20 protein-coding genes are annotated in these 22388 nt (G+C 70.2%); 5 read left to right on the plus strand and 15 right to left on the minus strand.

The window, feature by feature from the left end:
* The first annotated feature begins 105 nt into the window (after positions 1-105).
* Complete coding sequence (locus tag ACSU1G_RS22145) at positions 106-1092, plus strand: diacylglycerol/lipid kinase family protein (protein WP_439282185.1); 987 nt, start codon at positions 106-108, stop codon at positions 1090-1092.
* Positions 1093-1118: 26 nt separating this feature from the next.
* On the opposite strand, the gene ACSU1G_RS22150 is transcribed toward ACSU1G_RS22145, so the two are convergent.
* The 6 genes from ACSU1G_RS22150 to ACSU1G_RS22175 form a co-directional block, all read right to left on the minus strand.
* Positions 1119-1574, minus strand: coding sequence for a LapA family protein (locus ACSU1G_RS22150; protein WP_439282186.1), 456 nt, complete (start codon positions 1572-1574; stop codon positions 1119-1121).
* Positions 1575-1666: 92 nt separating this feature from the next.
* Complete coding sequence (locus tag ACSU1G_RS22155) at positions 1667-2548, minus strand: PaaX family transcriptional regulator (protein ID WP_439282187.1); 882 nt, start codon at positions 2546-2548, stop codon at positions 1667-1669.
* Positions 2549-2595: 47 nt separating this feature from the next.
* Positions 2596-3870 (minus strand): cytochrome P450, encoded by a 1275-nt coding sequence (locus ACSU1G_RS22160; RefSeq protein WP_439282188.1) that lies wholly within the window; start codon positions 3868-3870, stop codon positions 2596-2598.
* Between the two features lies 1 nt (position 3871).
* Positions 3872-5515, minus strand: a complete 1644-nt coding sequence (gene phnE, locus ACSU1G_RS22165) for a phosphonate ABC transporter, permease protein PhnE (protein WP_439282189.1) — start codon at positions 5513-5515, stop codon at positions 3872-3874.
* A gap of 1 nt (position 5516) precedes the next feature.
* Positions 5517-6305, minus strand: coding sequence for a phosphonate ABC transporter ATP-binding protein (gene phnC, locus ACSU1G_RS22170; RefSeq protein ID WP_439282190.1), 789 nt, complete (start codon positions 6303-6305; stop codon positions 5517-5519).
* A complete protein-coding gene (locus ACSU1G_RS22175; protein ID WP_439282191.1) occupies positions 6295-7287 on the minus strand; it encodes a phosphate/phosphite/phosphonate ABC transporter substrate-binding protein in 993 nt (330 codons plus the stop codon). Before ACSU1G_RS22175 ends, phnC begins: the two co-directional genes overlap by 11 nt.
* A gap of 334 nt (positions 7288-7621) precedes the next feature.
* Between ACSU1G_RS22175 and ACSU1G_RS22180 the strand changes: the two genes are divergently transcribed.
* A complete protein-coding gene (locus ACSU1G_RS22180) occupies positions 7622-9169 on the plus strand; it encodes a hypothetical protein (RefSeq protein ID WP_439282192.1) in 1548 nt (515 codons plus the stop codon).
* 245 nt (positions 9170-9414) lie between these two features.
* On the opposite strand, the gene ACSU1G_RS22185 is transcribed toward ACSU1G_RS22180, so the two are convergent.
* Together ACSU1G_RS22185 and ACSU1G_RS22190 are read right to left on the minus strand one after the other, a co-directional pair.
* Positions 9415-10347: a malate dehydrogenase gene (locus tag ACSU1G_RS22185; RefSeq protein WP_439282193.1), complete on the minus strand. Its 933-nt coding sequence runs from the start codon at positions 10345-10347 to the stop codon at positions 9415-9417.
* Between the two features lie 109 nt (positions 10348-10456).
* On the minus strand, positions 10457-11215 hold the full coding sequence (locus tag ACSU1G_RS22190) for an IclR family transcriptional regulator (protein WP_439282194.1): 759 nt from the start codon (positions 11213-11215) through the stop codon (positions 10457-10459).
* Between the two features lie 198 nt (positions 11216-11413).
* Here ACSU1G_RS22190 and ACSU1G_RS22195 point away from each other — a divergent pair, with 198 nt between their 5' ends.
* The 3 genes from ACSU1G_RS22195 to ACSU1G_RS22205 all read left to right on the plus strand — a co-directional run bounded on the left by ACSU1G_RS22195 (position 11414) and on the right by ACSU1G_RS22205 (position 14361).
* Complete coding sequence (locus tag ACSU1G_RS22195; protein WP_439282195.1) at positions 11414-12457, plus strand: ABC transporter substrate-binding protein; 1044 nt, start codon at positions 11414-11416, stop codon at positions 12455-12457.
* Positions 12458-12495: 38 nt separating this feature from the next.
* Positions 12496-13671, plus strand: a complete 1176-nt coding sequence (locus tag ACSU1G_RS22200) for an FAD-dependent monooxygenase (protein WP_439282196.1) — start codon at positions 12496-12498, stop codon at positions 13669-13671.
* Positions 13672-13767: 96 nt separating this feature from the next.
* Entirely contained in the window at positions 13768-14361 is a 594-nt protein-coding gene (locus ACSU1G_RS22205) for a MarR family winged helix-turn-helix transcriptional regulator (protein ID WP_439282197.1), read from the plus strand.
* A 28-nt stretch (positions 14362-14389) separates the two neighbouring features.
* Here ACSU1G_RS22205 and ACSU1G_RS22210 read toward each other — a convergent pair whose 3' ends face one another.
* From ACSU1G_RS22210 to ACSU1G_RS22240, 7 genes are read right to left on the minus strand one after another with little or no spacing between them, the layout of a single operon-like run.
* A complete protein-coding gene (locus ACSU1G_RS22210) occupies positions 14390-15685 on the minus strand; it encodes an MFS transporter (RefSeq protein WP_439282198.1) in 1296 nt (431 codons plus the stop codon).
* Between the two features lie 2 nt (positions 15686-15687).
* Complete coding sequence (locus ACSU1G_RS22215; protein WP_439282199.1) at positions 15688-16926, minus strand: 2-hydroxyacyl-CoA dehydratase; 1239 nt, start codon at positions 16924-16926, stop codon at positions 15688-15690.
* On the minus strand, positions 16923-18107 hold the full coding sequence (locus tag ACSU1G_RS22220) for a 2-hydroxyacyl-CoA dehydratase (protein ID WP_439282200.1): 1185 nt from the start codon (positions 18105-18107) through the stop codon (positions 16923-16925). The genes ACSU1G_RS22215 and ACSU1G_RS22220 overlap by 4 nt, the downstream gene beginning before the upstream one ends.
* Positions 18104-19345: a CaiB/BaiF CoA transferase family protein gene (locus ACSU1G_RS22225; RefSeq protein WP_439282201.1), complete on the minus strand. Its 1242-nt coding sequence runs from the start codon at positions 19343-19345 to the stop codon at positions 18104-18106. The genes ACSU1G_RS22220 and ACSU1G_RS22225 overlap by 4 nt, the downstream gene beginning before the upstream one ends.
* Entirely contained in the window at positions 19342-20484 is a 1143-nt protein-coding gene (locus ACSU1G_RS22230; RefSeq protein WP_439282202.1) for a CapA family protein, read from the minus strand. Before ACSU1G_RS22230 ends, ACSU1G_RS22225 begins: the two co-directional genes overlap by 4 nt.
* Positions 20481-21389 (minus strand): amino acid ABC transporter ATP-binding protein, encoded by a 909-nt coding sequence (locus tag ACSU1G_RS22235; protein ID WP_439282203.1) that lies wholly within the window; start codon positions 21387-21389, stop codon positions 20481-20483. The genes ACSU1G_RS22230 and ACSU1G_RS22235 overlap by 4 nt, the downstream gene beginning before the upstream one ends.
* Positions 21389-22372, minus strand: coding sequence for an amino acid ABC transporter permease (locus tag ACSU1G_RS22240; RefSeq protein ID WP_439282204.1), 984 nt, complete (start codon positions 22370-22372; stop codon positions 21389-21391). Before ACSU1G_RS22240 ends, ACSU1G_RS22235 begins: the two co-directional genes overlap by 1 nt.
* Positions 22373-22388: the final 16 nt, after the last annotated feature.

Below are 22388 nucleotides of genomic sequence, written 5' to 3' on the forward strand. Positions count from 1 at the left end.
TTTACGCCCTGCAGGGTGCATGCGTCCAGAGCTGCGGCCCAGGGCGTCCCACCGGGCGGGCTGGGCCAGGCCTAGACCCGGCCGACTCGAGGCTAGGCTTTCCCCATGCGCACACCCGGGGCCACTGCCACCCATGCGGCGATCGTCTACAACCCCGCCGGCAGGCTACCCATGGACCGGGTCCGGGATGCCGTGTTGGCGCAGGAGCGCCATCGCGGCTGGAGGCAGTCGAGGTGGTACGAGACCAGCCGCGAGGACTCGGGGCGGCGTGCAGCGCAGGAGGCCCTGGCGGGGGAGCCGTCCGTCATCATCATCGCCGGTGGCGACGGGACGGTGCGCGCGGTCGCCGAGGTGGTCCACGGCAGCGGAACTCCGGTGGCCCTACTTCCGGGCGGAACCGGTAATCTCCTGGCGCGCAATCTGGGTCTTCCCTTGAATGACATCAACGCCGCGGTCAGGATCGCGTTCGGCGGTGTGACTCGTCCGGTCGATGTGGGGGAGGCCGAGTTGGAAGACGAGGCGGGAGACCGCAGCAAGCAGGTCTTCCTGGTGATGGCCGGGATCGGACTCGATGCCCAGATGGCGGAGAACACCAGCGCGCTGGCGAAGCGACATCTGGGATGGTTTGCCTACGTGAGACCTATCGCGCAGTCGATCATGGGGAACAGATCGTTCCACCTGCGGTACCGGGTTGACGAGGGACGCACCCGCTCGGCCCGCGCACACACGCTCATCGTGGGGAACTGCGGCACGCTCACCGGCAACATGCTCTTGCTTCCGGCTGCCGTGGTGGACGACGGCTTGCTGGACGTGATCATGCTGCGCCCGAAGAAGCGCTTCGAATGGGCCCGGATCGGAACGCGCCTGATGGTCCAGGGGGTGGCCCATAGATCCAAGTTCGGCCGGGGCATGCTGTACTTCGCGCCCGAGATGAAGGCGCTGGCCTACGCCCAGGGCCGGCGATTCGACGTCCGGTTCGAGGTCCCCCACGGCGTCCAATTCGATGGGGACACCTTCGGCTCCGTCCTCGCAGCCCGGATCACCGTCCGCCCCGCGGCCCTGAAGGTGTGCACCGCCGGCTCAGGCCGCTGACGGCTTGCGTCCCGGAAAGCCTTCGCTCAGCTGACGGTGCGCTTGATGGTCTCGCGGTCCTTCTCGAGCCGGCGCACCCGGCGTCCCAGTTTGAGCAGCCGCACGGAACCGAAAAGCGCCGTGACGAGCACTCCGGCCAGGGCCGCGAACAACATCGCGATGCCCAGGGGCAGACTGAAGCTCCAGCCCAGGTAGGCGAAGTCTGCCGGGACGTTGTTCTGCAGGATGAAGATCAGCAGCATGACCAGGACCACCGCGCCGAGGATCAGGGCGATCCAGGCTCCTCCCGTGATGCCCTGCTTCTGGTGGACGTCGAGTGAGGGATCGGTGCTCACCGACTGCCGGCGCGTCTGCTCCGGGGCGGCCGGTTCAGACGGTGCCGGCACGGGCCGTGACCGGTCCATGCCGGAGCGTGATGCACCGGCTCCTGCACCGGCATCAGCAGCCTGCCCGGCCTGCGTTGGATCAGATTTCGGGTCCATGATGCTTCCCTCCGTAGTCGCGAGGACGTTGTCCCGCTCATGGTAGTCCCGCGCGGGCGGTGTCGGCCGGTGTCAGGCCGTGTCAGGCCGTCTCACCCCCGTGCGATCAGCCGATCCGAGGCGGCGAAGGTGTGGTGCAGCACCAGGGGCGCCAGCTCGGGTTGATGCCGTTCGATGATCTTGCGGACGGCGTTCTCCGCAGAGGGCCCCAGCCCGTCATAGAACAGTGCGGCGGCTGCTGCGGCCCGGCGCAGCGGCGGCTCCCCGGGCAACAGGGCATTGGGAAGCTGGGGGTCCTGGTGGACCAGCGGCCGCCATTCGGAGAGCACCTCCGTGCGCAGGCGCAAGGCCTCCAGCCCGATGGGCCAGTTGCTTCCGAGGTCCCTGGCCCGTCCTTCCCAGCTCAGGGCAAAGGACAGGTACTCCTCATCCAGGGCGTCCGCATCGAAGGCCCGCCGCAGGTCCAGGGGGGAGACGAAGTCCGGCAGGCGGGCTCCCTCGAAGAAGGAGACCAACGTCAGGACCGGTTCATCCCCCTGCTTCAGGTGGGCGAACGCCTCCTCCGCGTGGCGGCCCGGCTTGATCCACACCCCGTCGTTGAGGTGCCCGAACCGCAACTGACGCAGTGTGTCCCGCACGGCACGGCGCAGCGGGGCCGCTGTCTCCGGAACCCGGTAGGTGATGATGGTCCACGTTCCGTCCCAGGGGCGTTCGCGGTGCGCCTGGAAGATCCGCGCCACGCGCTGGGCCTGGGTCTTTCGACTGCCCGCGTGGACAGAATATGACGTGCGCCGGCCGTCCTTGTGGGCCACGAGGAACCCCCGCTGAGCCAGTCGCTGGATGGCGGCCCGTGCGCTGGAGGGGGTGATCTCGAGAGCCCCGAGCAGCTCCACCAGGGCGCTGGAGGGCAGGGGTTCGCCGCGACCGAACCAGTAGTCTCCGAGCAGCACCGTGAGCATGCGCTGCGGTGCCACACCGGATTGGTAGCGGGGGAGGTTCCCGCGGCTGGGGTCCGTGGGGCTCACGGCGTCCCATCGGCGGGCCGGATGGCCAGCGGGACGGAGCGGGGCCCGTATTCGAGCCAGTTCATCATGACGATCTCACCTGCCAGCGTGAAGGACTCGGTCCTCGAGAGCAATTCCTCCAGCGCGATGAGCAACTCGAGTCGTCCCATCGTAGCGGCCGGGCACTTATGGGAGCCCCGCCCGAAGGCCAGGTGCGAGTTCTGTTTGCGCCGCAGGATGAAGGTGTCCGGGTCCTCGAAACGGGTCTCGTCCCGGTTGGCGGAGGGGAAGATCAGGGCGATGGGCTCGTCCTGCGCCACGGGGCGCCCGTGGATCACGGTGTCCCGCTTGGCGGTCCGCGCGAACACCCGGTACGGCGCGTGCAGGCGGAGCATCTCTTCGATCGCCGAGGGCAGGTCCTCGGGATGGGCCCTCAAATGCGCCTGGAGCTCGGGGTCCGTGGCCAGGTGGGCGATGCAGCTGCCCAAGACGGCCTGGGGCGCACCCATCCCGGCCACAATGAGTTGCCGGATGGTGGCGACGGCGCTGGTCTCCGTGATGGCGGTGTTCGGATCCAGGGCGGCGCGGTGCAGGCTGGCCACCAGGTCCCGGGACGGGTCGGGATCCTCCGCCAGCCGCCGGTCATAGATCTCGCGTGCGATCTCGTACAGCCGCTTGCTGCACTCCTCGATCACGGGGTTGTCCATGTCCTGGATGGCGAAGCCGTAGCGGACGCCGAGTTCCCGGATCTCCCGGGTCTGGTCCCGCGGCAGCCCGAGCAGGGAGGCGAAGCAGTCCATGGCGAACGGCGCGGACAGGTGCCGGACGCCATCCGGGGCGGTCTCCATCAGCATGCCGTCCACCAGGCGGCGGGCGCTGTCCCGGAAGGCACCGACGTGTTCGGTGACCACCGAGCGGCGGAACACCGGGTCGATGGCGGTGCGGTAGTCGGTGTGCTCCGGCGGGTCGAAGTGCAACGGCGGCCGGCGGGAGGCCCGTGGCACGTGCGGCACCACATTCTGCTTGGCCGTGCTGAACAGCTCGTCGTCCTGGGTGATGGCCAGGATGTCCTCATAGGTGGTGGCTGCCCAGAACCCGCCGTAGTCCTCACTCCAGGGGAAGGCGTTGTCTGCGCGCAGTGCCGCATAGTCGGCGTGGGCGGAGCCGAAGGTCTCCTGGCGGTCCGGAGACCATTCGGAGATCCGGTCCTCGCGGGCCGGACCCGTCTGGCCGGTGAACGGGCAGCGCCCGGTGCCGGCCGCCGTCGTGCTTGGGGGATGTGAAGTTGCCATCTCAGATGACCTTCCTGCGCGCCCAGCGCGCCATTTGCTCGACCGCGACCACCACGACGATGAGTCCGAGGAGAATCCCGGCCGTGGACTGGTAGTCGATCGAGGTGACGGATTCGTGGAGCAGGAAACCGATGCCGCCGGCGCCGACGATCCCGAGGACCGCCGATTCGCGCAGCGCCAGGTCCGCGGTGAACAGGCTGTTGCCGATGAAGGAGGGGACGAACTGTGGCCATGCTCCCGCTACGAAGGCCTGGAGCCGGCCTGCACCCACGGCCTCGAGGGCGCGGATGGGGCCCGGGTCGATGTTCTGCAGCGCATCCGTGAAGAACTTGGAGGCCAGGGCCGTGCAGGAGATGGACAGTGCCAGGAATCCGGCGAACGGCCCGAGCCCCAAGGCCGCCACGAAGACGATCGCGTAGATGATGTCCGGCACGCCGCGAACCACCACGACCACGGCACGCAGCGCCCAGCCGAGCACCGGCACCTTCACGAGATGGTCCGTGGAGAACACCGCGATGACCAGGCCGATCAGTACGCCGAACGTGGTGGCCGTGAAGGCCATGACGAGGCTCTCGAAGAGGCCCAGGGCGATCTCCGCTGTGAACACCGGCGGCACGAACCCGGTGAGCATGGCCACCGCGTTGTCCCAACCCCGGGCCAACCGGGATGGGGAGATATGGAGTGCGGACAGGGACAGGATGAAGAGCACGACGCCGGCCAGCAGCCCGCCGCTGCGGCCCACCCGGGTCACGTTCCAGCCAGGGGTGGCGAGCTCCTTCCCGGGCGGGAAGGCCATGGAGCGCTCGGTCTCTCCTCCGTGTTCGGACACGGCGCGCTGCACCAGGTTCGAGATGAGCTCGAGGACCAGCAGCAGCCCGATGATGACGCCGATGATTCCGGCCGCACGCGGGTAGTCCAGGCTGCCGATGGAGCGCTGCAGGGCCACACCGATGCCGCCGGCACCCACGAGGCCGAGGATGGAGGACGCGCGGATGTTGATGTCCAGGCGGTAGAGGACGAACGAGGTCATCTGTGGCAGCGCCTGGGTGAACGTGGTGGCGATGAAGACCTGGAAGCGGTTCGCGCCGGTGGCGTTCACGGCCTCACGGGGAGCAGCAGAGATCTCCTCGAAGACATCCGTCATCATCTTGCCGATCATGCCCACGGAATGGAAGGCGATGGCCAGTGCGCCAGCTGCGGGGCCGAGCCCGAAGATGCGCACGAAGATGATGGCGAAGACGAGGGACGGCACGGCCCTGCTGACGACGATCAGCGTTCGGCAGAGCCATTGGACCCAGCGCGGCCCGGTGAAGGTGCGGGCTGCGCCGGCCGCCAGGGGGATGGAGACCAGGGCCGCGATGCCGGTGCCGGCGATCGCGATCTGCAGGGTCTCGAGGATGAGCGCTGTCAGTTCCGGGACAGGGCCTGTGGTGGCGGGGAACATCCGGCCCAGCAGGCGGGCGATGTCTTCGAAGCCGGCGGCGATGGCCGCCGGGCGGACGTCGATCCACCACAGGCCGAAGACGGTGACGGCTCCGAGGATCAGCGGGATGACCCAGGTGGCGGCGGGCGCCCGGGGCGGCCGGGCCGGGGCGGGGGACGGCGGCCGCTCCCGGGTTCCCTGCCGGGTCAGGGTGGAGGGCATCTCAGGCACCCCGGTGGGCTTGGTAGATGGACCGGATCTCCGGCTCGTCCGTGGCGTGCGTGGGCTTGTCCAGGATGAAGGAGCCCTCCCGCACGGCGACGATCCGGTCCGAGACCTCCAGGGCCAGGTCCACCTGGTGCAGGGAGCAGACCACCGTGAAACCGTCCTCGGCGCTGAGCTTCTTCAGGGTCTCGAGCACGGTGATGCTGGCCGCCGGGTCCAGGGAGGCCACCGGCTCGTCCGCCAACACCAGGTGCGCATCCTGCATGAGCATGCGGGCAATGGCCACCCGCTGCTGCTGGCCTCCGGAGAGCGTGTCGCACCGCTGGAAGCGCTGGTCCACCAGGCCGACCCGCTCCAGGTTCTCCACCGCGCGTTCCCGCAGGTGACGGGGATAGGTCATGATGCCGTAGCGGGGCATCGTGAGGGACCCGAGGGCGCCCATCAGGACGTTCTCCAGGGCGGTGAGCCGGCCGACCAGGCCGAACTGCTGGAACACGAAGCCGATCCGGGTCCGCAGCTGGCGCAGTTCGCGACGACTGCACCGTGCGGGCTCGCGTCCGAGGACCTCCACCCGGCCTTCGGAGGGAAGGTGTGCGCCGTTGAGCAGCCGCAGCAGGGTGGACTTGCCGGCGCCGGAGGGCCCGACGAGGGCGATGAACTCTCCGGGGTGGATCTGCAGGTCCACCCCGCGCAGCACGGTGTTGTCCCCGAACCGCTTGACCACCCCGTCCAGGGTGATGCTCGGATTGGCCTGATCGGTGGGGGCTATCGGCCTCTCAAGCGTCATCACGGCAGACCTCCGCCTGGGTGGTCTCGCAGATCTCGCGGATCGGATCGTAGTCGGCGTCCGTGGCCGGCTCGAAGGCGAAGGCTCCGGTGCCGCCCCATTCACAGGCCGGGCTGCCGGCGTACTCCTCGCCCCAGGGGGCCGGGGCCTCGCGCTGGGCGTCCTCGGCACAGAACCCCGCCTCTACGGCGTTGACGGCGTTGTACTTCTCCATGGCGGTCGTGATGCCGGTCTTGACGTCGTCGGAGAGCCACGATCCCACCACCATGGGGGTGCCGGGGATCGGATCGGAGGTGAAGAACGTCTCGGTGTCCCCCTCGGAGATGAGGCCGCGGGCCGGAAGGATGTCCTCGATGAAGGGGGCGGCCACGAAGGCGGCCTCGCAGTCGCCGGCGATCATCTGGGTCACGGCGACGTCATGGGAACCGGCGAAGACGGGGTTGATGTCCTCCTCCGGATCGATGTCCGCGCTGATCAGTGCGGCCGCCGCGGCCAGGTAGCCTGTGGTGGAGGCCGGGTCCGTGAAACAGACGTCCTTGCCGATGAGGTCCTCCAGGGCGGAGATGCCGCTCCCCGGGGCTGTGACACCGAGGGAGCTCACGGCGCCCGACCCCGGGGCCGGGCTGAGCTGGTCCTTGGCGACCGGTTCGATCTCGGCGACGTCCTGCGCCAGGTAATAGGAGAAGGCGCCGTAGACGGCGACGTCCACGCGCTGGGCCACCTGGGCCTCGATCACACCGGCGTTGTTGCTCACGGCCTGGATGGTCACCGGCAGGCCGGTCTCCTCCTCGATGGCCTGGACCACGGGCTCGAAGGAGGCCAGCAGTTCCTCGCTGTTGTCCGTGGGGACCACGGCGAAGACGAGTTCGGAGGGGGACTCACTGGTGACCTCGGCAGGCCGGGCGTTGGGGCTCTCGCCGCAGGCCGTCATGAGCAGGGCCGCTCCGGCGAGGAGGGCGAGGGGTTTGAGATGGGTGCGCATGGTCTCTCCTCGGGAAAGTCCGGTGGGGGTCAGATGGGGGTCAGATGGGGGTCAGGTTTAAGTCCGTAGAAGCCAAAATGTGTGGCGTATGGATGGTGCGAGCAGAATCGTCAGGACTGATGTGGTCTATATCACAGCAGGACTGCTAAAGAATGTCAAGCGACTTGATAACGAAAACCCGTTGACAGCGGGAATGAGGCGTGCCACGGTATGACCCATCTCGCTGACTCCGCACTGGCCGCTGGCAAGGACTCGCCGCACAATCTCCCTGATGGAGAGCTCTTTCTGCGGCCTGATGCTGCCTGTCTGCTGCGCCGAATTCGAATGAGGGACCATGTCCACACTCCGCCATCCACGTCGCCATCCACGTCACGATCCACGTCGCCACCCGCTCGACCACCCGCGCCGACAGGTGTCGAGCGGGAGATCGCGCCGACTGGCCGGAGCGGCCCTCGCTGCCGTCCTGTCGGCCGCGGTCCTGGTGCCGGTGCCCGCACTGGCCGGCCCCGGCGGAGCTGGCGCACCGAACGTACCGACAGCGCTGGCCGCGCCGAGTGCGGGAGGTGAGGGGGCCGGCGTCGTGCGCGGGGATCTGCCGAACGGTGGCCGGTACGTGCTGAGGGAACCGGAACGGTGGAACGGCACGGTCCTGGTGTGGAGCCCCGGATACGGCGGCGGCAACGCGGCGCATCCGGATGCGAGCCCCAGTGAGGGGTTGGCGGACTGGCTGCTGGACCGTGGTTACGCCCTCACCGGTTCGGCGGATCCCGGGGGCGGGTGGGCCGTGGAGGGGCTGCTGGAGAACCAGCCCCATCTGATGGACGTGGTCCGGGAACGGCTCGGGGAGCCCGAGGACACCATCGCCTGGGGTTCCTCCATGGGCGGGCTGACCTCGGTGGCGGCACTGGAACAGCACCCGGGCCTGATCGACGCGGCGCTGCCGCTGTGCGGGTCCGTGGCCGGTGCCGTGCCCATGCTCAACGGCAGCCTGGACGGCACCTTCGCCCTACGGGCCCTGCTGGCTCCCGGCGACGAGCGGCTGGAACTCGTGGACATCCGGGACGAGGGGCAGCGCCAGGCGGCCTTCCGGGAGGTCCTGGATCAGGCGCAGAGCACGGCGGAGGGGCGGGCGCGCATCGGGCTGGCCGCCAGTCTCGCGCAGATCCCCACCTGGACCCAGGCGGAGGACGAACGGCCGGCGAAGCGCAACTGGGCGGCCCAGCAGGAGCAGCTCTACGCGGCGTTCATGTTCGGTGTGGTCTCCCCGCGCCAGCCTCTGGAGCAGCAGGCCGGCGGGAACTTCTCGTGGAACACCGGGGTGGACTACGCCCAGGCCCTGGCGGGCTCTAATCAGCAGCAGCTGGTGCGCACCCTGTACCGGGAGGCAGGGCTCTCCCTGGACGGGGACCTGGAGGTCCTCGCAGGCGCAGAGAGGATATCAGCGGACCCAGAGGCCGTGGCGTACATGCAGCGGAACGCGACGCCGGCCGGGCAGATCTCCGGTCCCGTCCTGTCCCTGCACGAGGCCGGGGATACGGCCCCGACTGTCACGCAGTCCCGCACCTATGCAGACCGGGTGCGGAAGAACGGGGGCCAGCCGCTGCTGCGGCAAGCCTTCGTGGACCGGCCGGGGCACTGCAACTATGCGGATGCGGAGATGGCCGCGATGGTGCAGACCCTGCAGGGCCGGCTGGATACCGGGCGTTGGGGCGCCTCCGCCCAACCGCAGAAGCTCAACCAGACGGCGGACCGCATCGCCCGCCGGGACGGATTGGACCGTGGCGGATCCTTCGCCGCGGTGCAGCCGGATCCGATGAACCGGCCCGAACGGGGGCCCGAGCCCACGGAGGTGACGCGACAGGGTGTTCCCAGGGAAGGCTGACCACACGGATCATCGCCGGCTCCGCCCCGGCCTGGCTGGCCTCACCATTACTTCGCAACTCGAGACGACGCAGTCGCGCGTGCGTCGGTCTCTCATCCGTTGCTTTCCGCAATACACGCGGTGAATCCCCGGCAGCCGCTGACTTTTTCGCTGGAACGGGTAGGGACCCTCGATGGCGAGGCCGAGGCACTGCCCTGTTCTGGCGTGGTCCGCCAGACGAAGGTCATGAGGACGTGGTCGCCGGGTCAGCCCACGGTGAGGGCGGACTGGAGGATGGAATCGCCGGAGGTCTGGAGTGCCGTGAGCTCTCCTTCGGTCAGCTCGGGCAGGGTGGCCCGGGTTCGGCCTTCCAACAGCCGGGTGGGCAAGGCCATGAAGACATCGGGCAGATCGCCGATCCCGGAGGTCGTGACCGTGGTGATGACCTCCTCGCCGGCGGCCAGGGTGCGGATCAGCTGCATGACCCCGGCCCCGGTGGCCCATCCCGAGCTGCGCCCTGGTTTGAGCCGGGACCAGCGCTCGAACCAGCCGTCGACGTCGGCCCGTACCCGGTCGACCGCCCCGTCCGGCCATGCGACAGGCTCGCCATCCACCCGTACCGTGGAGAAGGCCGGGACCTGACCCGTGCCGTGCTCGCCGAAGACGGCGGCCTCGAGGGATGAGGTCTTGACGCCGAGCTCCCGGGCAACGGCCAGGCGGAACCGGGCGGAATCGTTGAGCGAGTAGCCGATGAGGCGGTCGGCGGGGAACCCGTGGGTGCGGTGGAGCCAGGTCGCCAGGATATCCACCGGGTTCGTCAGCAACAGGATGAGGCCGTGGTCCCCGGCCTCGCGGAGGATCTGCTCCGCGAGGGACCCGAGGAGCTTCGCGTTGGCCGCCAGGAACTCCCGGCGGTCACCGTCCGGGGTCTCCGGCATGGACGCAGCGACCACCACGAGGTCCACGGGCCCGTCCGGCGCTCCGGCATGGATTTGCGGGAGGTCGAGGCCCAGTACGGCCTGCGCATCCGTCAGGTCGATCCGGTGGGCCTGGACGATGTTCTCCCGGCGGTCCTGGAGGTACAGGTCCCGGCCGATCCCGTGCGTGGCCAAGGAGGCGGCCCCCGAGGAACCGACGAGGCCGGCGGCCCCGATGATGGAGACCGTTGCAGGCCAGGCGGGTGCGAGGGTCCGGTTCATGCGTTCTGCTACCTCATCAAGGACTCGTCGGGGAGGGTGGCGTGGTGGACGCGTCCTGCGGTGCGCTGCAGGGGTTCCTGGCCTGTGAGCTGCATCCTATCGGGGCGGTTCAGCGGGAGGACGGGGCGGTGAGTCGGCGTTCCATCAGCTCCGCGTAGGGGCGCAGGCGGCTGGCCAGGGAGCGGGCGTCCTCCGAGCTGCCCAGCCGCAGGTTCGGGACCATCACCGTCACCGCCGCTACGGTCTGGCCGAAGCCGTCCAGCAGCGGCATGGCCAGGGCCGCCAGACCCGGCTGCGCCTCGCCGATCTGGATGGACCAGCCGCGGTTGCGCACCTTCCGGATCTCCGCCTTGAGCTGGGTCCAGTCCTGGATGGTCCCCGGCTGGACGGTCTGCAGGTCGACGCCCTCGTAGCGGGCCGTCAGCTCGTCGTCGCCCAGCCCAGCCAGCAGGGCCCGCCCCGCGGCAGTGGCGTGGGCCGATGTCACGGTGCGCACGGGTTGGGCGATCCGCACCAGCTGGGTGCCCTCCTCCGTCAGGAGGAAGCGGATGCCCCGTCCCTCCAAGACGGCCAGGCCCACCGTCTCCAACAGCCCGTCGGCGGTGTGCCGCAGGGCCGGACCGAGCAGGTCCGGCAGGGTCGAGCCGCGCACCACATCGGCGGTGACCTGCCGCAGGGCCGGGCCGACGGTGTACGGGCCGTGGCGCAACGCCTGGTCGAGGTAGCCACCATCCGCGCACGTCCGCAGCAGCCGGTGGGCCATGGAGGGGCTGACCAGTAAGGCGCCCGCAACCTCGGTGAGTGTCACCTCGCCCCGGGAGGCCACGAGTCGGATGAGCTGGAGGGCGCGGTCAACAGTCTGGAGCATCGGATCTGGATTTCCTCATATCGGAAAGGTTGCCACGGATGATCGTTGCCACACAAGGGTGACGGCGGCGTGATCCGATCACCGAGATTCCGCTACTTTCCTGTTTGAGGAAAAGGGATCGGAATCCGTTGTCGTTTTCCCACAATCGGCCTTTACTTCAGGAATCAACCGCTCCCGTCCTCCGACTAAGGAAGCACCATGATTCCTCGCACCGCATCCGTCTCCTCACGGCTCCGTTGGAGTCTGACCGCAGCCCTCACGGCCGGGACGCTGGCCTTGGCCGGTTGCGGCTCCGGATCGCCCACAGGGTCCGAGGAATCGGCCCCGGACGCAGGGGCGAGTTCCCCCGCGTCGGACTCCGGGGAGCTGACCAGCATCTCCGTGGGCACCATCGCCATCGCCTCCTCGACCGAGCTCCGCTACGGCGTGGCCGAGGGGATCTTCGAGGACCACGGGTTGGACGTCGAACTCATCGAGGGCCAGGGCGGTGCGGCGCTGTTGCCAGCCGTCCAGAACGGGTCCATGCAGTTTGCGGTGGGCAACCCCATGTCCGTGCTGACCGCGGCGGACCAGGGGCTACCCATGAAGGTGGTCTCCGGGTATTCCTGGTCCGCCGCCGAGGGCGAGGACATCAATGCCGTGATCGCTCGCAAGGATTCCGGGATCAGCGGTTTCGGTGACCTGGAAGACCAGACCGTGTCCGTCAACGCCGTCCACACCCTGGGGGATCTCTCGATCATGGAGGCAGCCAAGATGGCCGGGGCGGACCCGGAAGCGATCAACTTCAACGAGATGCCGTTCCCGGACATGCTCGCGCAGCTGGAGCAGGGCAACGTCGACGCAGTCTGGCTACCGGAACCGTTCCTGGGCCGGGCCTTGGCTGATCCCGAGAACGTCCTCGTGGGGTATCCGAACCAGGAGGTGATGGACGGCATGCCTCTCACTATCCCCTTCACCAGCGACTCGATCGCCGCGGAGGACCCGGAACTCGTGACCGCGTTCCACGAGGCCCTGACGGAATCTACCGAGCGGGCGGCTCAGGACGAGGCGGGGGTCCGGGCCATGTTGCCCGAGTTCCTGAAGATGGACGAGGAGACCGCCCAGTCCATCCGCTTGGAGCCGGCCCACACGGACCTTCCGGTCGAGAAGATGCAGACCATCTATGACCTGATGCTCAAATACGGGATGGCCGAGAACCCCCTGGATGTCGCGTCCCTGTACGTCACGCCGCCGAGCAAGTGACCGTGCCGGCTGAGAATCACCACGTTGGAGGAGCTGGAATGAAGGTTGCTGTGATCGGAGCGGGCATCGGAGGGCTGGCCGCGGTGGCCGCCCTGCGGCGGCGCGGCATCGACGCCGAGGTGTTCGAGCAGGCCCGGGCGCTCGGGGAGATCGGAGCGGGCATCTCACTCGCCTCCAACGGCTGGAGGTTGCTGGAGCGCCTCGGACTGCTGGACCAGATCGAGCGCGTCGGCTCGCACCTGGACCAGGGGTATTTCCAGTTGCGTGAGGACGGCTCGTTCATCTCCACGCTCCGCGAGCCCGGTGCCCCCTGGGACCGCCGGGTCTTCGGGGTGCACCGTGCCGACCTGATCGAGGTGCTGGCCTCGGCGCTGCCGGCCTCCGCGATCCACACCGGCCACCGGTTGATCGAGCTGGAGCAGGATGAGGACGGCGCGCAGCTGCGCTTCGAGAACGGCCAGACCGCCCGCGCCGATGCCGTCATCGGCGCCGACGGCATCCACTCCGTGGTGCGCCGCCACGTGGTCGGGGAGGTCGCCGCGCCGCGCTCCTCCGGCACCGCCGCGTACCGGGCACTCGTCCCCGTCACGGGAACGGAGGACTGGGACTGGGGCACCTCGAAGATGTGGGTCGGGCCGGGCAAACACTTCCTGGTGTATCCCATCCGGGCGGACCAGCTGATCAACGTGGTCGCGGTGGTCCCCGCCCACGGTGGGGAGCAGGACTCCTGGACGGCTCCGGGTGATCCTGACCAGCTCGCCGCCGAGTTCGCCGGCTGGGATCCCGTGGTCACCGGGTTGATCGAGCGGGTCACGGACACGTTCCAGTGGGGTCTGTTCGACCGGCCCCCGCTGACCAGCTGGACCAGCGGCCGGCTCGCCCTGCTCGGAGATGCCGCCCATGCCATGCTCCCCCACCTCGGCCAGGGGGGCAGCCAGACCATCGAGGACGCCTTCGCCCTGGCTGCCGCGCTCGAGGGGGTCTCTGCGGCGGCGGCGCCGGCCGCCTTGACGCGATACCAGGACCTGCGTCTGGACCGGGCGAACGCCGTGCAGCTGGCGTCCGTGGAGGCCGGGCACCTCTACGATTCGGTCGCGGAAGAGGAGTACGACGCGCGGGACGAGAGGATCCGGAGGATGGCCCCCTTCTACGGGTGGCTGGGTAACCATGACGCCGACTCGCTCGTGGCCCCGCCCTTGGCGCCCTCACGCTGAGCCGGTGAGGCGGGGCAGCTGAGGTATGAGTCTTGAGGTTGCCGAGGAGCGGACGTCATCATCAAGCCATGACAAACAACTTGATATTCTCGAGGCATGGAGCTTGATCAAGACCCGCGCGGCGAACCGGCCACGGACCGCCTGAACTACACGGCCTACCGCCTCGGGCGCGCCCTGGACCGGTTCACGGAGAACCTGGCGCTGGCCCACGGCGTGACGCTCTCCCAGTTCCTCGTGCTGCAGGTCCTGGGGGAGGGCAAACCGCTCTCCAACGCCCAGCTGGGCCGGCGGACCTTCGTCAGTGCCCAGGCGGCCCATCTGGTGGCGAACGAGCTGCTCGCGCTGGGACTGGTGGAACGCGGCAGCCACCCGACGAACCGACGCATCCGCCTGATCCAGCTCACCGAGACGGGCTGGGACCTCATCCAGAACGGCACGGCGGAGTTGCGCGCCCATGAACGGCGCCTGACCGAGTCGGTCGGGGACGAGCTCGGCAACTCCATCGTCGCGGTCCTGGACCATGCGGCCCGCGAGCTGGCCGGCGGGTACTTCGGAGACGACGAGGCGGAGGCGCAGGCCGTGTCCCGCCGTCAGATCACCAGCCGCCCGCGCCACGTCCCCTCCCGGCTGGCCGCCAGCCGCCTGAAGGCCCTGGGCCGGGAGGCCGGCGGCACCGCGCCGACCACCTGACAGCAACCTCCCGTAGCGCCGTAGCTTCTCAGCCCCGCGCAGTCTGCCCAGCCCGCGTCCGGAGCAGGATCAGCACCGTGCAGGCCAGGGCGCTCACGGCGGAGACGGTCAGGGCCACCCTGCCGGAGCTGGCATCGATCACCCAGCCCATCGCCAGCGCCCCGAAGGGCACCATGCCGTAGCTGCCCAGGGTCATCCAGGACATCATCCGCCCGAGGAACCGCGGCGGCACCGATTCCTGGGCGGCCGCATTCACGATCCCCTGGTAGTAGCCCAGCCCGATGCCCAACACGGGCGCGGCCGCCAGGAACAGCGGCAGGGTGGGAGCGGCGGCATTGAGCGCCAGCGCCGTGCCGAACACGGCCGTGGCCGGGATCAGGGACCGCACGTTCACCCGCACCCGGCGTGCCGCGAGCACCCCTCCGGCCACCGCCCCCACCGCGTTGAGCGTGTGCACGGCGCCCACGGCGGCGGCATCCCCGCCGTAGGACAGGTCCACCGTGGAGGTGAGCACCAGCCCGAAGTTCATGGCCAGCAGGGAGACCACCACGTTGACCACCAGCAGGGTGGTCACGTCCGGGTCCCGGCGGAGGAGGCCCGACGCCGGCCCGGCCGGGTCCCCGGGACCGGCGCGGCGGGTGCGCTGGTCCGCGGTACCGGAGTGGCCGGCGTCGTGCTCCGGCAGTGTCCGGGGGTGCAGTGTGGCCGGACGGATCAGGCACCGGGTGGCGAAGACCAGCAGGTAGGCGCCCGCGTTGATGAGGAGGCAGGGCCCGGGCCCGAGTCCTTGGAAGGCGAGGCCGGCCAGCGCCGGGCCCACCGAGCGGGCGGCGGCCAGGGCGATGGTGCTGACGGAGGCCGCCTGGGAGAGCCCGCCCGGGCCGACCAGCTCGAAGATGATGGTCTGCGCGGCCACCCGTTCGAAGGCCTGGACCGTCCCCAGCACCCCGACCAGCCCGTAGAGCGTCCACAGCTCCGGGTCCTCGGTGACCACGGACACCAGGGCCGCGGTCGCCACGGCGGAGGCCACCGAGGTCACCATCAGCACGGTCCGGGGGGCCACCCGGTCCAGGAGCCTGCCTGCCGGGATGCCCAGCAGGAAGATCGGCAGGAACTGGGCGATCGTGATGCCGCTCAGGGCCTGGGCGCTGCCGGTGGCGTTGAGGACCACCAGTTGCAGGGCGAGGTTCTGAAACCAGATCCCGGTGTTGGAGAGCAGCTGCCCGGTGAAGTACCAGGAGAAGTTCCGGTGCCGGAACGGGCTGCCCGGCCTGTCCTGTTCGCCCCGCGTGCTTCGTTCGCCCGGCCCGCCCCGCCCGCCCACCGTCAGAGGCGGGTGCGGATGAACTCGGCCATCCGCTCGGGGATGCGGGCCGCCGTGCTGGAGCGCTGGTCCGCGTTGTTGGCCCGGATCTCCAGCACGGGGATCCCCTCCGCCTCCAGGGCCTCGGTGATGAAGCCGCTGCCGGGGGTGTCATCGGCCACGAGGTGCACCACCCCGTGAACGCCGTGGCTCAGGGCCTCCTTGACGTACCACTGGGCGGACCACGGCGGCACGTAGAGCTGGTCGGTGATCCCCACGAAGCGGGCGGCCAGCGTCCGCACGGGGTCCTCGCCGTAGCGCAGGTAGCCGTCCGCGGCGATCGCCAGGTACATGGACCACACGAACACGGCCCCGAACTCCTCCTGGAACCGCGTGTACAGGCCCAAGTCGGACCACAGCCCGCGGCCCACCCACATCAGCCGCCGCCGCTCCCCGGGGCACACGGCCACGCCGTCCGCCACCCGCTGCTCCGTCTCCTCGTACAGGGCCCGGGCGGCATCCACCGCCCACTGGGTGCCGCGCTGCCACTGGGGGGCCATGACCGCGGGCATCGTGTCATTGACCAGCACCGGGGTGGGACGGGCGGCGGCGATCAGGTCCCGGGTCCGCCGGTTCCACTGCGCCTGCTCGTTGCCCAAGGCCATGATCTCCGCCAACCGGTCCATCTCCAGCCTGCGACCGGTGCGCTCCTCGAGCCAGCCGATGAGGTCCTCGATCTCGCCCTGCAGCAGGTCCAGACGGTCGGTGCCGAAGGCCTGCTCCCAGTCGCGCGGCACCAGCTCCCACCACCGGTCCGGCACCGGGTCCGCGCCCGTGCGGGAGAGCAGGAACGTCTCCGTGCCCTCGGCCCGGCCCCACTGCTCGAAGATCTTGGCGGTGACGTCCCCGCTGCGTTCGGCCACGGCGAAGCGCGGGGTCGGCAGCCCGCCCCAGGGGCGCTCGCCGGCCGGGAGCAGCTGCTCGCCCAGCGGCATGGCGTCATACTGCAGGCTGAAATCGGGCAGCCCGGCGGCCGCCAGACGTTCCATGGAGGGGGTGCCGGCACGTTTGGCGGCGATGATCGAGGACCACCACTGCGTGACCACGTAGGGGATGTCCAGGGCGCGGAACACCTCGTGCGGGGCGTCGGCGTTCAGCAGGGCGATGGGCTCGCCGGCCGCGGCCCGCTGCCGCACCGACTGGAACCAGTCCTTCTGGTAGGCGGTGGCGGCCACGGCGGAGCGGAGTCGGGTCTCGGTCACTGCGGGGTCCTCCCGGACTGCTGCTGGATGGTGGAGACGAGTTCGGCGGTCGCGTCCCGGACCCCGTCGGCGGGGATCTGCACGACGCCGGCCAGCCAGGTCCCGCTGCCGGCCAGCGCGGCGCGGTGGTCGGCCAGGTCCCAGGCCGGGCCGTCGTCGAGGTCCCGTACGAGGGACACCACCCCGGCGGCACCAGACTGGTGGACCGCCTCGAGCAGATGCCGGGTCCGTTCGGCGGCCAGGGACCGGGCGGCCGCGGGTGGACGCAGCGCGTGCCGCTCGGTCAGGGTCTGGACGACGTCTTCCAGCCCCCCGCCCTCTCCGGGCGCAGAATGACCTGACCGCGTCACAACGGTGGGGGTGGGGTCACTTTGCGCCTGGCGGGAGGCTGACGCCTGGCTGGGTTCCACCGCCTCGCCGATCCAGGCGTTGTCCCCGGTGTCATGGTCTTCGCCCACCACCAGGATCCCGGCCTGCTCCAGGGCCGCGTACACCGTGGCGTCCGGGTGCGAGCTGCCGGTCATGAACACGGGCACTGCCTCGCCGAGTGCCGCGTCCGGGGCGTCCCCGATGGCCAGGAGGGTGGTGATGTCAGCCAGTGCCTCCTCCGGGGTCTTCTGGGCGGCGGCGGCATAACAGCCCAGGGCGGCGGTGCCGGACAGCGTGCGGTCCCGGCGGCGCTCCCGCACCCGTTCCAGGGCCCGGCCCAGGAGGTTCTCTCGGGCAGCGGCCTCGGCCAGGGTGGTGGCGTCCACCGGTGTGCCCGTACCCCCGGAGACGAAATCGGTCAGGCGTTCGTACTGGCGGGCCACGAAGCGGTTGCGGTGTGTGCCACCGCCGCGGGGGGTGTCCAGCAGGTGGACCGGGAAGGCCACGCGGCCGCGCTCGGCCAGCACGCGCAGCACGTAGAAGACCCGCAGGTGGGCCATGGAGTCGTTGCAGACCACCAGCCCCTCCAGCCCGTCATGGTCGCCGGAGAGCACCGAGTCCAGGACCCGGGCGGCCACCACGTCGGCGGCCCCGAGGAGTTCACCGGCCTCCCGGGAGACCTCTCCGCTCCAGGCCCCGGTCAGACGGACGGGGGTGGCGCCGGCGGCCAGGACCAGGTGCCGGGGCACATCCGCCCCGATGACCCCGATCCGCGGCGCGGTCCCCTCCGGAGCCGGAGAGCCTGCCGTCACAGCACACCCGCGGTGCGCAGTCCCTCGATCCGGGCCGGGTCGTAGCCCAGGGAACCCAGGATCGCGTCCGTGTGCTCACCCAGGTACGGGGCCGGGGCGTCCAGCGAGGTGGTGCTGCCGGAGAGGACCATGGGCACCCCGGAGCCGAAGAGCCCGTCGAAGTGGCCGAACTTGGGGTGGACCAGCGGCACCACCTCACCGCGGGCGACCACCTGGGGGTCCCGCACGGCCTCGGCGGTGGTCCGGACCGGTGCCGCGGGGGCGCCCTGGCTGGTGAGGGCCTCGAGCACCTCGGCCAGGGGCTGCTCCGCGGCCCAGCCGGCGATCAGCCCGTGCAGGCGGTCGGCGTTGGCCACCCGGGCGTCCCGGGTGCCGAAGTCCTCGGACTCCAGCAGGTCCGCACGGTCGATGGCCCGCAGCACGCCGGCCGCGAACTGGTCGGTGGGCGCGCAGATGGCGAAGTAGCCGTCGGCGGCCCGGAAGGTACCGAAGGGGGCCAGCCGGGGGACGTAGGCACCGGTGCGCAGCGGGAAGCCGATCGACTCCAGGGCGTCGAACGGTTCGCACGCCACCAGCGAGGTCAGGGCGCCGAGCATGGAGACGTCCACGTGCTGGCCCTGGCCCGTGTGCTCGGCCTGCAGCACCGCGCTCAGGGTGCCGATGACGGCGAACAGCGGCGCGGTCAGGTCCCCGATCGGCAGCCCGAACCGCACCGGGGGCTGACCGGGCTCCCCGGCGGTCATCATCACGCCGCTGAGCGCCTGGACAATGGTGTCCATGGCCTTGCGGTCCCCGTTGTCCGTGCCGGCACCGAAGCCGCTGATGGAGGTGTAGACGAGCTTCTCGTTGAGGTGGCGGACGCTGGCGTAGTCCACGCCCAGGCGCTTGGTCACCCCGGCGCTGTAGTTCTCCACCACGATGTCCGCCTCGGAGATGAGGTCGAACAGCACCTGACGGCTCTGCGGATGCTTGAGGTTCAGCGTCACCGACTCCTTGCCCCGGCCGCGGAGCATCATGGAGACGGACATGTCGTCCTCCGAGGTGCGGCGCACGCTGATGCCCTCGGAGGTCACGTAGGGGGAGTTGTTGCGGGAGGTGTCCCCGCCGCGGGTGGGGTTCTCCACCTTGATCACGCGGGCGCCCAGCCCGGCCAGCAACAGGGTGGCGTAGGGGCCGGCCAGCGCGGTGGTCAGGTCGATCACGGTCTTGCCCGCTAAGGGCTGTGGTCGGGTGCTCATCGGGATGTCTCCTCCAAGTGGATGCTCAATCGGTCCCCGCTCCAGCCCAGGACGGTGTCCAGGCCGGCTTCACGGGTGATGCGTGTCAGGTAGTCGCCGACCTGTTGTCCGCCGGCGGCGCGGGTCACGGGGACCGGGCGCGCGTCGTCGTCGATCCAGCAGGGGATGGCCGCCGCGCCCACCGTCCCGTCCGGGCCCAGCGTGATGGCGGCGATCACGGTGTTCCGGCTCTCGGGGTGGAAGGGGTACTCGGGCATCGCCGGATCCGGCTTGAAGCCGAACAGCCGGGTCCGTTCCCGGGCCCACGACCGCCGCTCCGGAGAGTCGCCCGGGGCACCGCCCAGCGCCTTCGTCACGGTGGCGAAGTTGCCGAGCCCGTGGAAGATCGGCCGGCCCCGGTAGGCCTCGATCCCTTTGAGTACGTGGGCATGGTGGGAGAAGACGGCCACGGCACCGGCGTCGATTGCCGCATGGGCGATCTCGTACTGGTACGCGGCGATCTCCACGGGCTGGTGGACCAGCCCCTGGTGCAGGGACACGACGACGGCCGTGCCCTCCCGGACCTGGCCCGCCACCCGCTCGGTGAAGGCCGCCAGTGACCGCGGCTCGGCGAAGGTGTAGACGCGCGGTGGCCCGCCCGGGTTGGCGCCGCGGGGTTCGTAGTGCGTGACGACCTCGATCCAGGCGCAGCCTGCCTTGGCGCTGCCGGCCCAGGACTCGCGCGGTCCCACGCAGTTGACGCTGAGCACCACGACCCGGTGGTTTGCGAGCTCGGCGACCGCCGGCTCCCACGCCTCATCGAGGTTCCCGCCGGCTCCGGTGGTGGCCAGGCCCCGGTCACGGCAGTGCCGTCGGGTGTCCTCGATGCCCTGCTCGCCGGAGTCGTAGACGTGGTTGCCGGCCAGGGTCAGCACGTGGAATCCGGCGGCGGCCACGGCGTCCAGGGCTGAGGGCGGGGCCGGTAGGGCGGGCACGTCCGTGGACATGGTGGACGTGGACTCGGTGTGCGGGACCTCGAGGTGGCCGATGACCAGATCCGCCCCGGTCAGCACGGGGGCCGCGGCCTCCAGCAGGGACGTGGCGTCCGCCCGCTCCAGGACCAGGTCCCCGGTGGCCATCAGCGTGGTCGTCCCGGTCACGGCTGTCCGTCTCCGTTGGCCTGGTCGGCCTGGTCGGCTTCGACGGCGGAGTCGGGGCCGGCGAGATCAGCGTGGTCGGCGTTCGCGCGCATCGAGCGGGCCAGGAAGGAGCGCAGCCGGTCGGTCTGCGGGTCACGGAAGAACGCCTCGGCGGGCCGGTCCTCGATGACCCGGCCCTCGGCCATGAAGATGCAGCGGTCCGCGACCTCGCGGGCGAACTCCATCTCGTGGGTGACCACCACCATGGTCCGCCCGGTGGCGGCCAGGGCCTTCATGGTCTGGAGGACCTCGTCGATCAGCTCCGGGTCCAGGGCGCTGGTGGGCTCGTCGAAGAGCAGCACGCGGGGCTCCACGGCCACGGCGCGGGCGATGGCCACGCGTTGCTGCTGGCCGCCCGAGAGCTGACGCGGGTACGCCTTCGCCTTATCCGAGAGCCCCACCTTGGCCAGCAGGTCCAGGGCCTTCTCTTTGGCCCGGGCGGGGGAGATGCCGTGGACGGCGATGGGCGCCTCGGTGACGTTGCGCAGCACGGTCCAGTGCGGGAACAGGTTGAACTGCTGGAACACCATGCTCATCCGCCGGCGCTGGGCCCGCACGCCCGCGTCGGTGAGCGGGCGCAAGGTCTTGCCCTGCTCGAAGCCGAGCAGCTCCCCGTCCAGGTACATGGCACCGCCGTTGATGGTCTCCAGCTGGTCCAGGCACCGCACGAGGGTGGACTTGCCGGAGCCGGAGGGGCCCAGGATGGCCACCACCTCGCCCTCGTTGACGGTCAGGTCGATGCCGTCCAAGGCTACGAGGTCACCGAAGTGCTTGCGCAGCCCCACGACCTCCAGGACGCGGGTGGCGGGAGCCTGGGGGGCGCGGTCCTGACGGTCAGGGGCCGTGGTCGTGTCGGGTCCGTTCATCACTGGTTCTCCTCGTTCCGGTTCGCTGCCGCGGAACCGGCCGGGCCGGCGTCGGGCCCGGACTCTGCGATGGCCTTGGGGGCGGTGCGGGTGGCGCCGCGGCTGTAGTAGTCCTCGACCTTGCGCTGGAAGAAGGTCAGGACGGTCACGGCCACGAGGTACCAGATCACGGCCACGATCAGCATGGGCACCACGTCATAGGTGCGGTTGTAGACGACCTGCACGGCGTGCAGCAGATCGCCCATCGCGATGACGCTGACCAGGGAGGTGCCCTTGAGGGTGGCGATGACCTGGGAGCCGGTCGGCGGGATGATGACGCGCATGGCCTGGGGCAGCACGATCCGGGTGAAGGAGTGCCAGCGGCTGAAGCCCATGGCCGCCGAGGCGTCATGCTGGCCCTGGTCCACGGAGAGGATGCCCGCGCGGATGATCTCCGCCATGTAGGCGGCCTCGTGCAGGGACAGTCCGATGATGGCCGCGGTCAGCGGGGTGATCAGGTCATTGGTGGACCAGCTGAACAGTTCGGGGCCGAACGGCACCCCCACGGAGATGCGGGGGAGCAGGTAGGCCAGGTTGTACCAGAAGATCAGCTGCACCAGGGGCGGGACCCCGCGGAAGAAGCCGACGAACGTCAGGCACGCCGTCCGCACGGGCCAGTAGTCGCTGAGCTGGCCGGCGGCCAGGACGGTGCCCAGGGCGGTGCCGAGCACCATGGCCACCACCATCAGCAGCACGCTCGTCACCAGTCCGAGCAGCACGCTGGGGTTGAAGAGGTACTCGGCCACCACCGGCCATTCGAACCGCTCGTTGGTGACTAGGAAGGACAGGATGCCGAAGACCACCAGGACCAGCACGGCGGTCCCGAGGATGCGCAGCGGCCGGACCCGGGGGCGGGCCTGGGCCACGTCCACGGCGTCGGTGCGCACCGCGGGGGCGGATGGCGCATACGGGCCGGAGTGGGCGGACGGAGTGGGAGGGTTCATGGGGGTCTCCGTGAGT

This window comes from Microbacterium sp. A93 (assembly GCF_051842835.1).

Excerpts from the sequence above, each read along its gene's own strand:
- ACSU1G_RS22145 (WP_439282185.1), top strand. The coding sequence starts at position 106 with ATGCGCACACCCGGGGCCACTGCCACCCATGCGGCGATCGTCTACAAC.
- ACSU1G_RS22150 (WP_439282186.1), bottom strand. The coding sequence starts at position 1,574 with ATGGACCCGAAATCTGATCCAACGCAGGCCGGGCAGGCTGCTGATGCC.
- ACSU1G_RS22160 (WP_439282188.1), bottom strand. The coding sequence starts at position 3,870 with ATGGCAACTTCACATCCCCCAAGCACGACGGCGGCCGGCACCGGGCGC.
- phnE (WP_439282189.1), bottom strand. The coding sequence starts at position 5,515 with ATGCCCTCCACCCTGACCCGGCAGGGAACCCGGGAGCGGCCGCCGTCC.
- phnC (WP_439282190.1), bottom strand. The coding sequence starts at position 6,305 with ATGACGCTTGAGAGGCCGATAGCCCCCACCGATCAGGCCAATCCGAGC.
- ACSU1G_RS22175 (WP_439282191.1), bottom strand. The coding sequence starts at position 7,287 with ATGCGCACCCATCTCAAACCCCTCGCCCTCCTCGCCGGAGCGGCCCTG.
- ACSU1G_RS22180 (WP_439282192.1), top strand. The coding sequence starts at position 7,622 with ATGTCCACACTCCGCCATCCACGTCGCCATCCACGTCACGATCCACGT.
- ACSU1G_RS22185 (WP_439282193.1), bottom strand. The coding sequence starts at position 10,347 with ATGAACCGGACCCTCGCACCCGCCTGGCCTGCAACGGTCTCCATCATC.
- ACSU1G_RS22190 (WP_439282194.1), bottom strand. The coding sequence starts at position 11,215 with ATGCTCCAGACTGTTGACCGCGCCCTCCAGCTCATCCGACTCGTGGCC.
- ACSU1G_RS22195 (WP_439282195.1), top strand. The coding sequence starts at position 11,414 with ATGATTCCTCGCACCGCATCCGTCTCCTCACGGCTCCGTTGGAGTCTG.
- ACSU1G_RS22200 (WP_439282196.1), top strand. The coding sequence starts at position 12,496 with ATGAAGGTTGCTGTGATCGGAGCGGGCATCGGAGGGCTGGCCGCGGTG.
- ACSU1G_RS22205 (WP_439282197.1), top strand. The coding sequence starts at position 13,768 with ATGGAGCTTGATCAAGACCCGCGCGGCGAACCGGCCACGGACCGCCTG.
- ACSU1G_RS22225 (WP_439282201.1), bottom strand. The coding sequence starts at position 19,345 with ATGAGCACCCGACCACAGCCCTTAGCGGGCAAGACCGTGATCGACCTG.
- ACSU1G_RS22235 (WP_439282203.1), bottom strand. The coding sequence starts at position 21,389 with ATGAACGGACCCGACACGACCACGGCCCCTGACCGTCAGGACCGCGCC.
- ACSU1G_RS22240 (WP_439282204.1), bottom strand. The coding sequence starts at position 22,372 with ATGAACCCTCCCACTCCGTCCGCCCACTCCGGCCCGTATGCGCCATCC.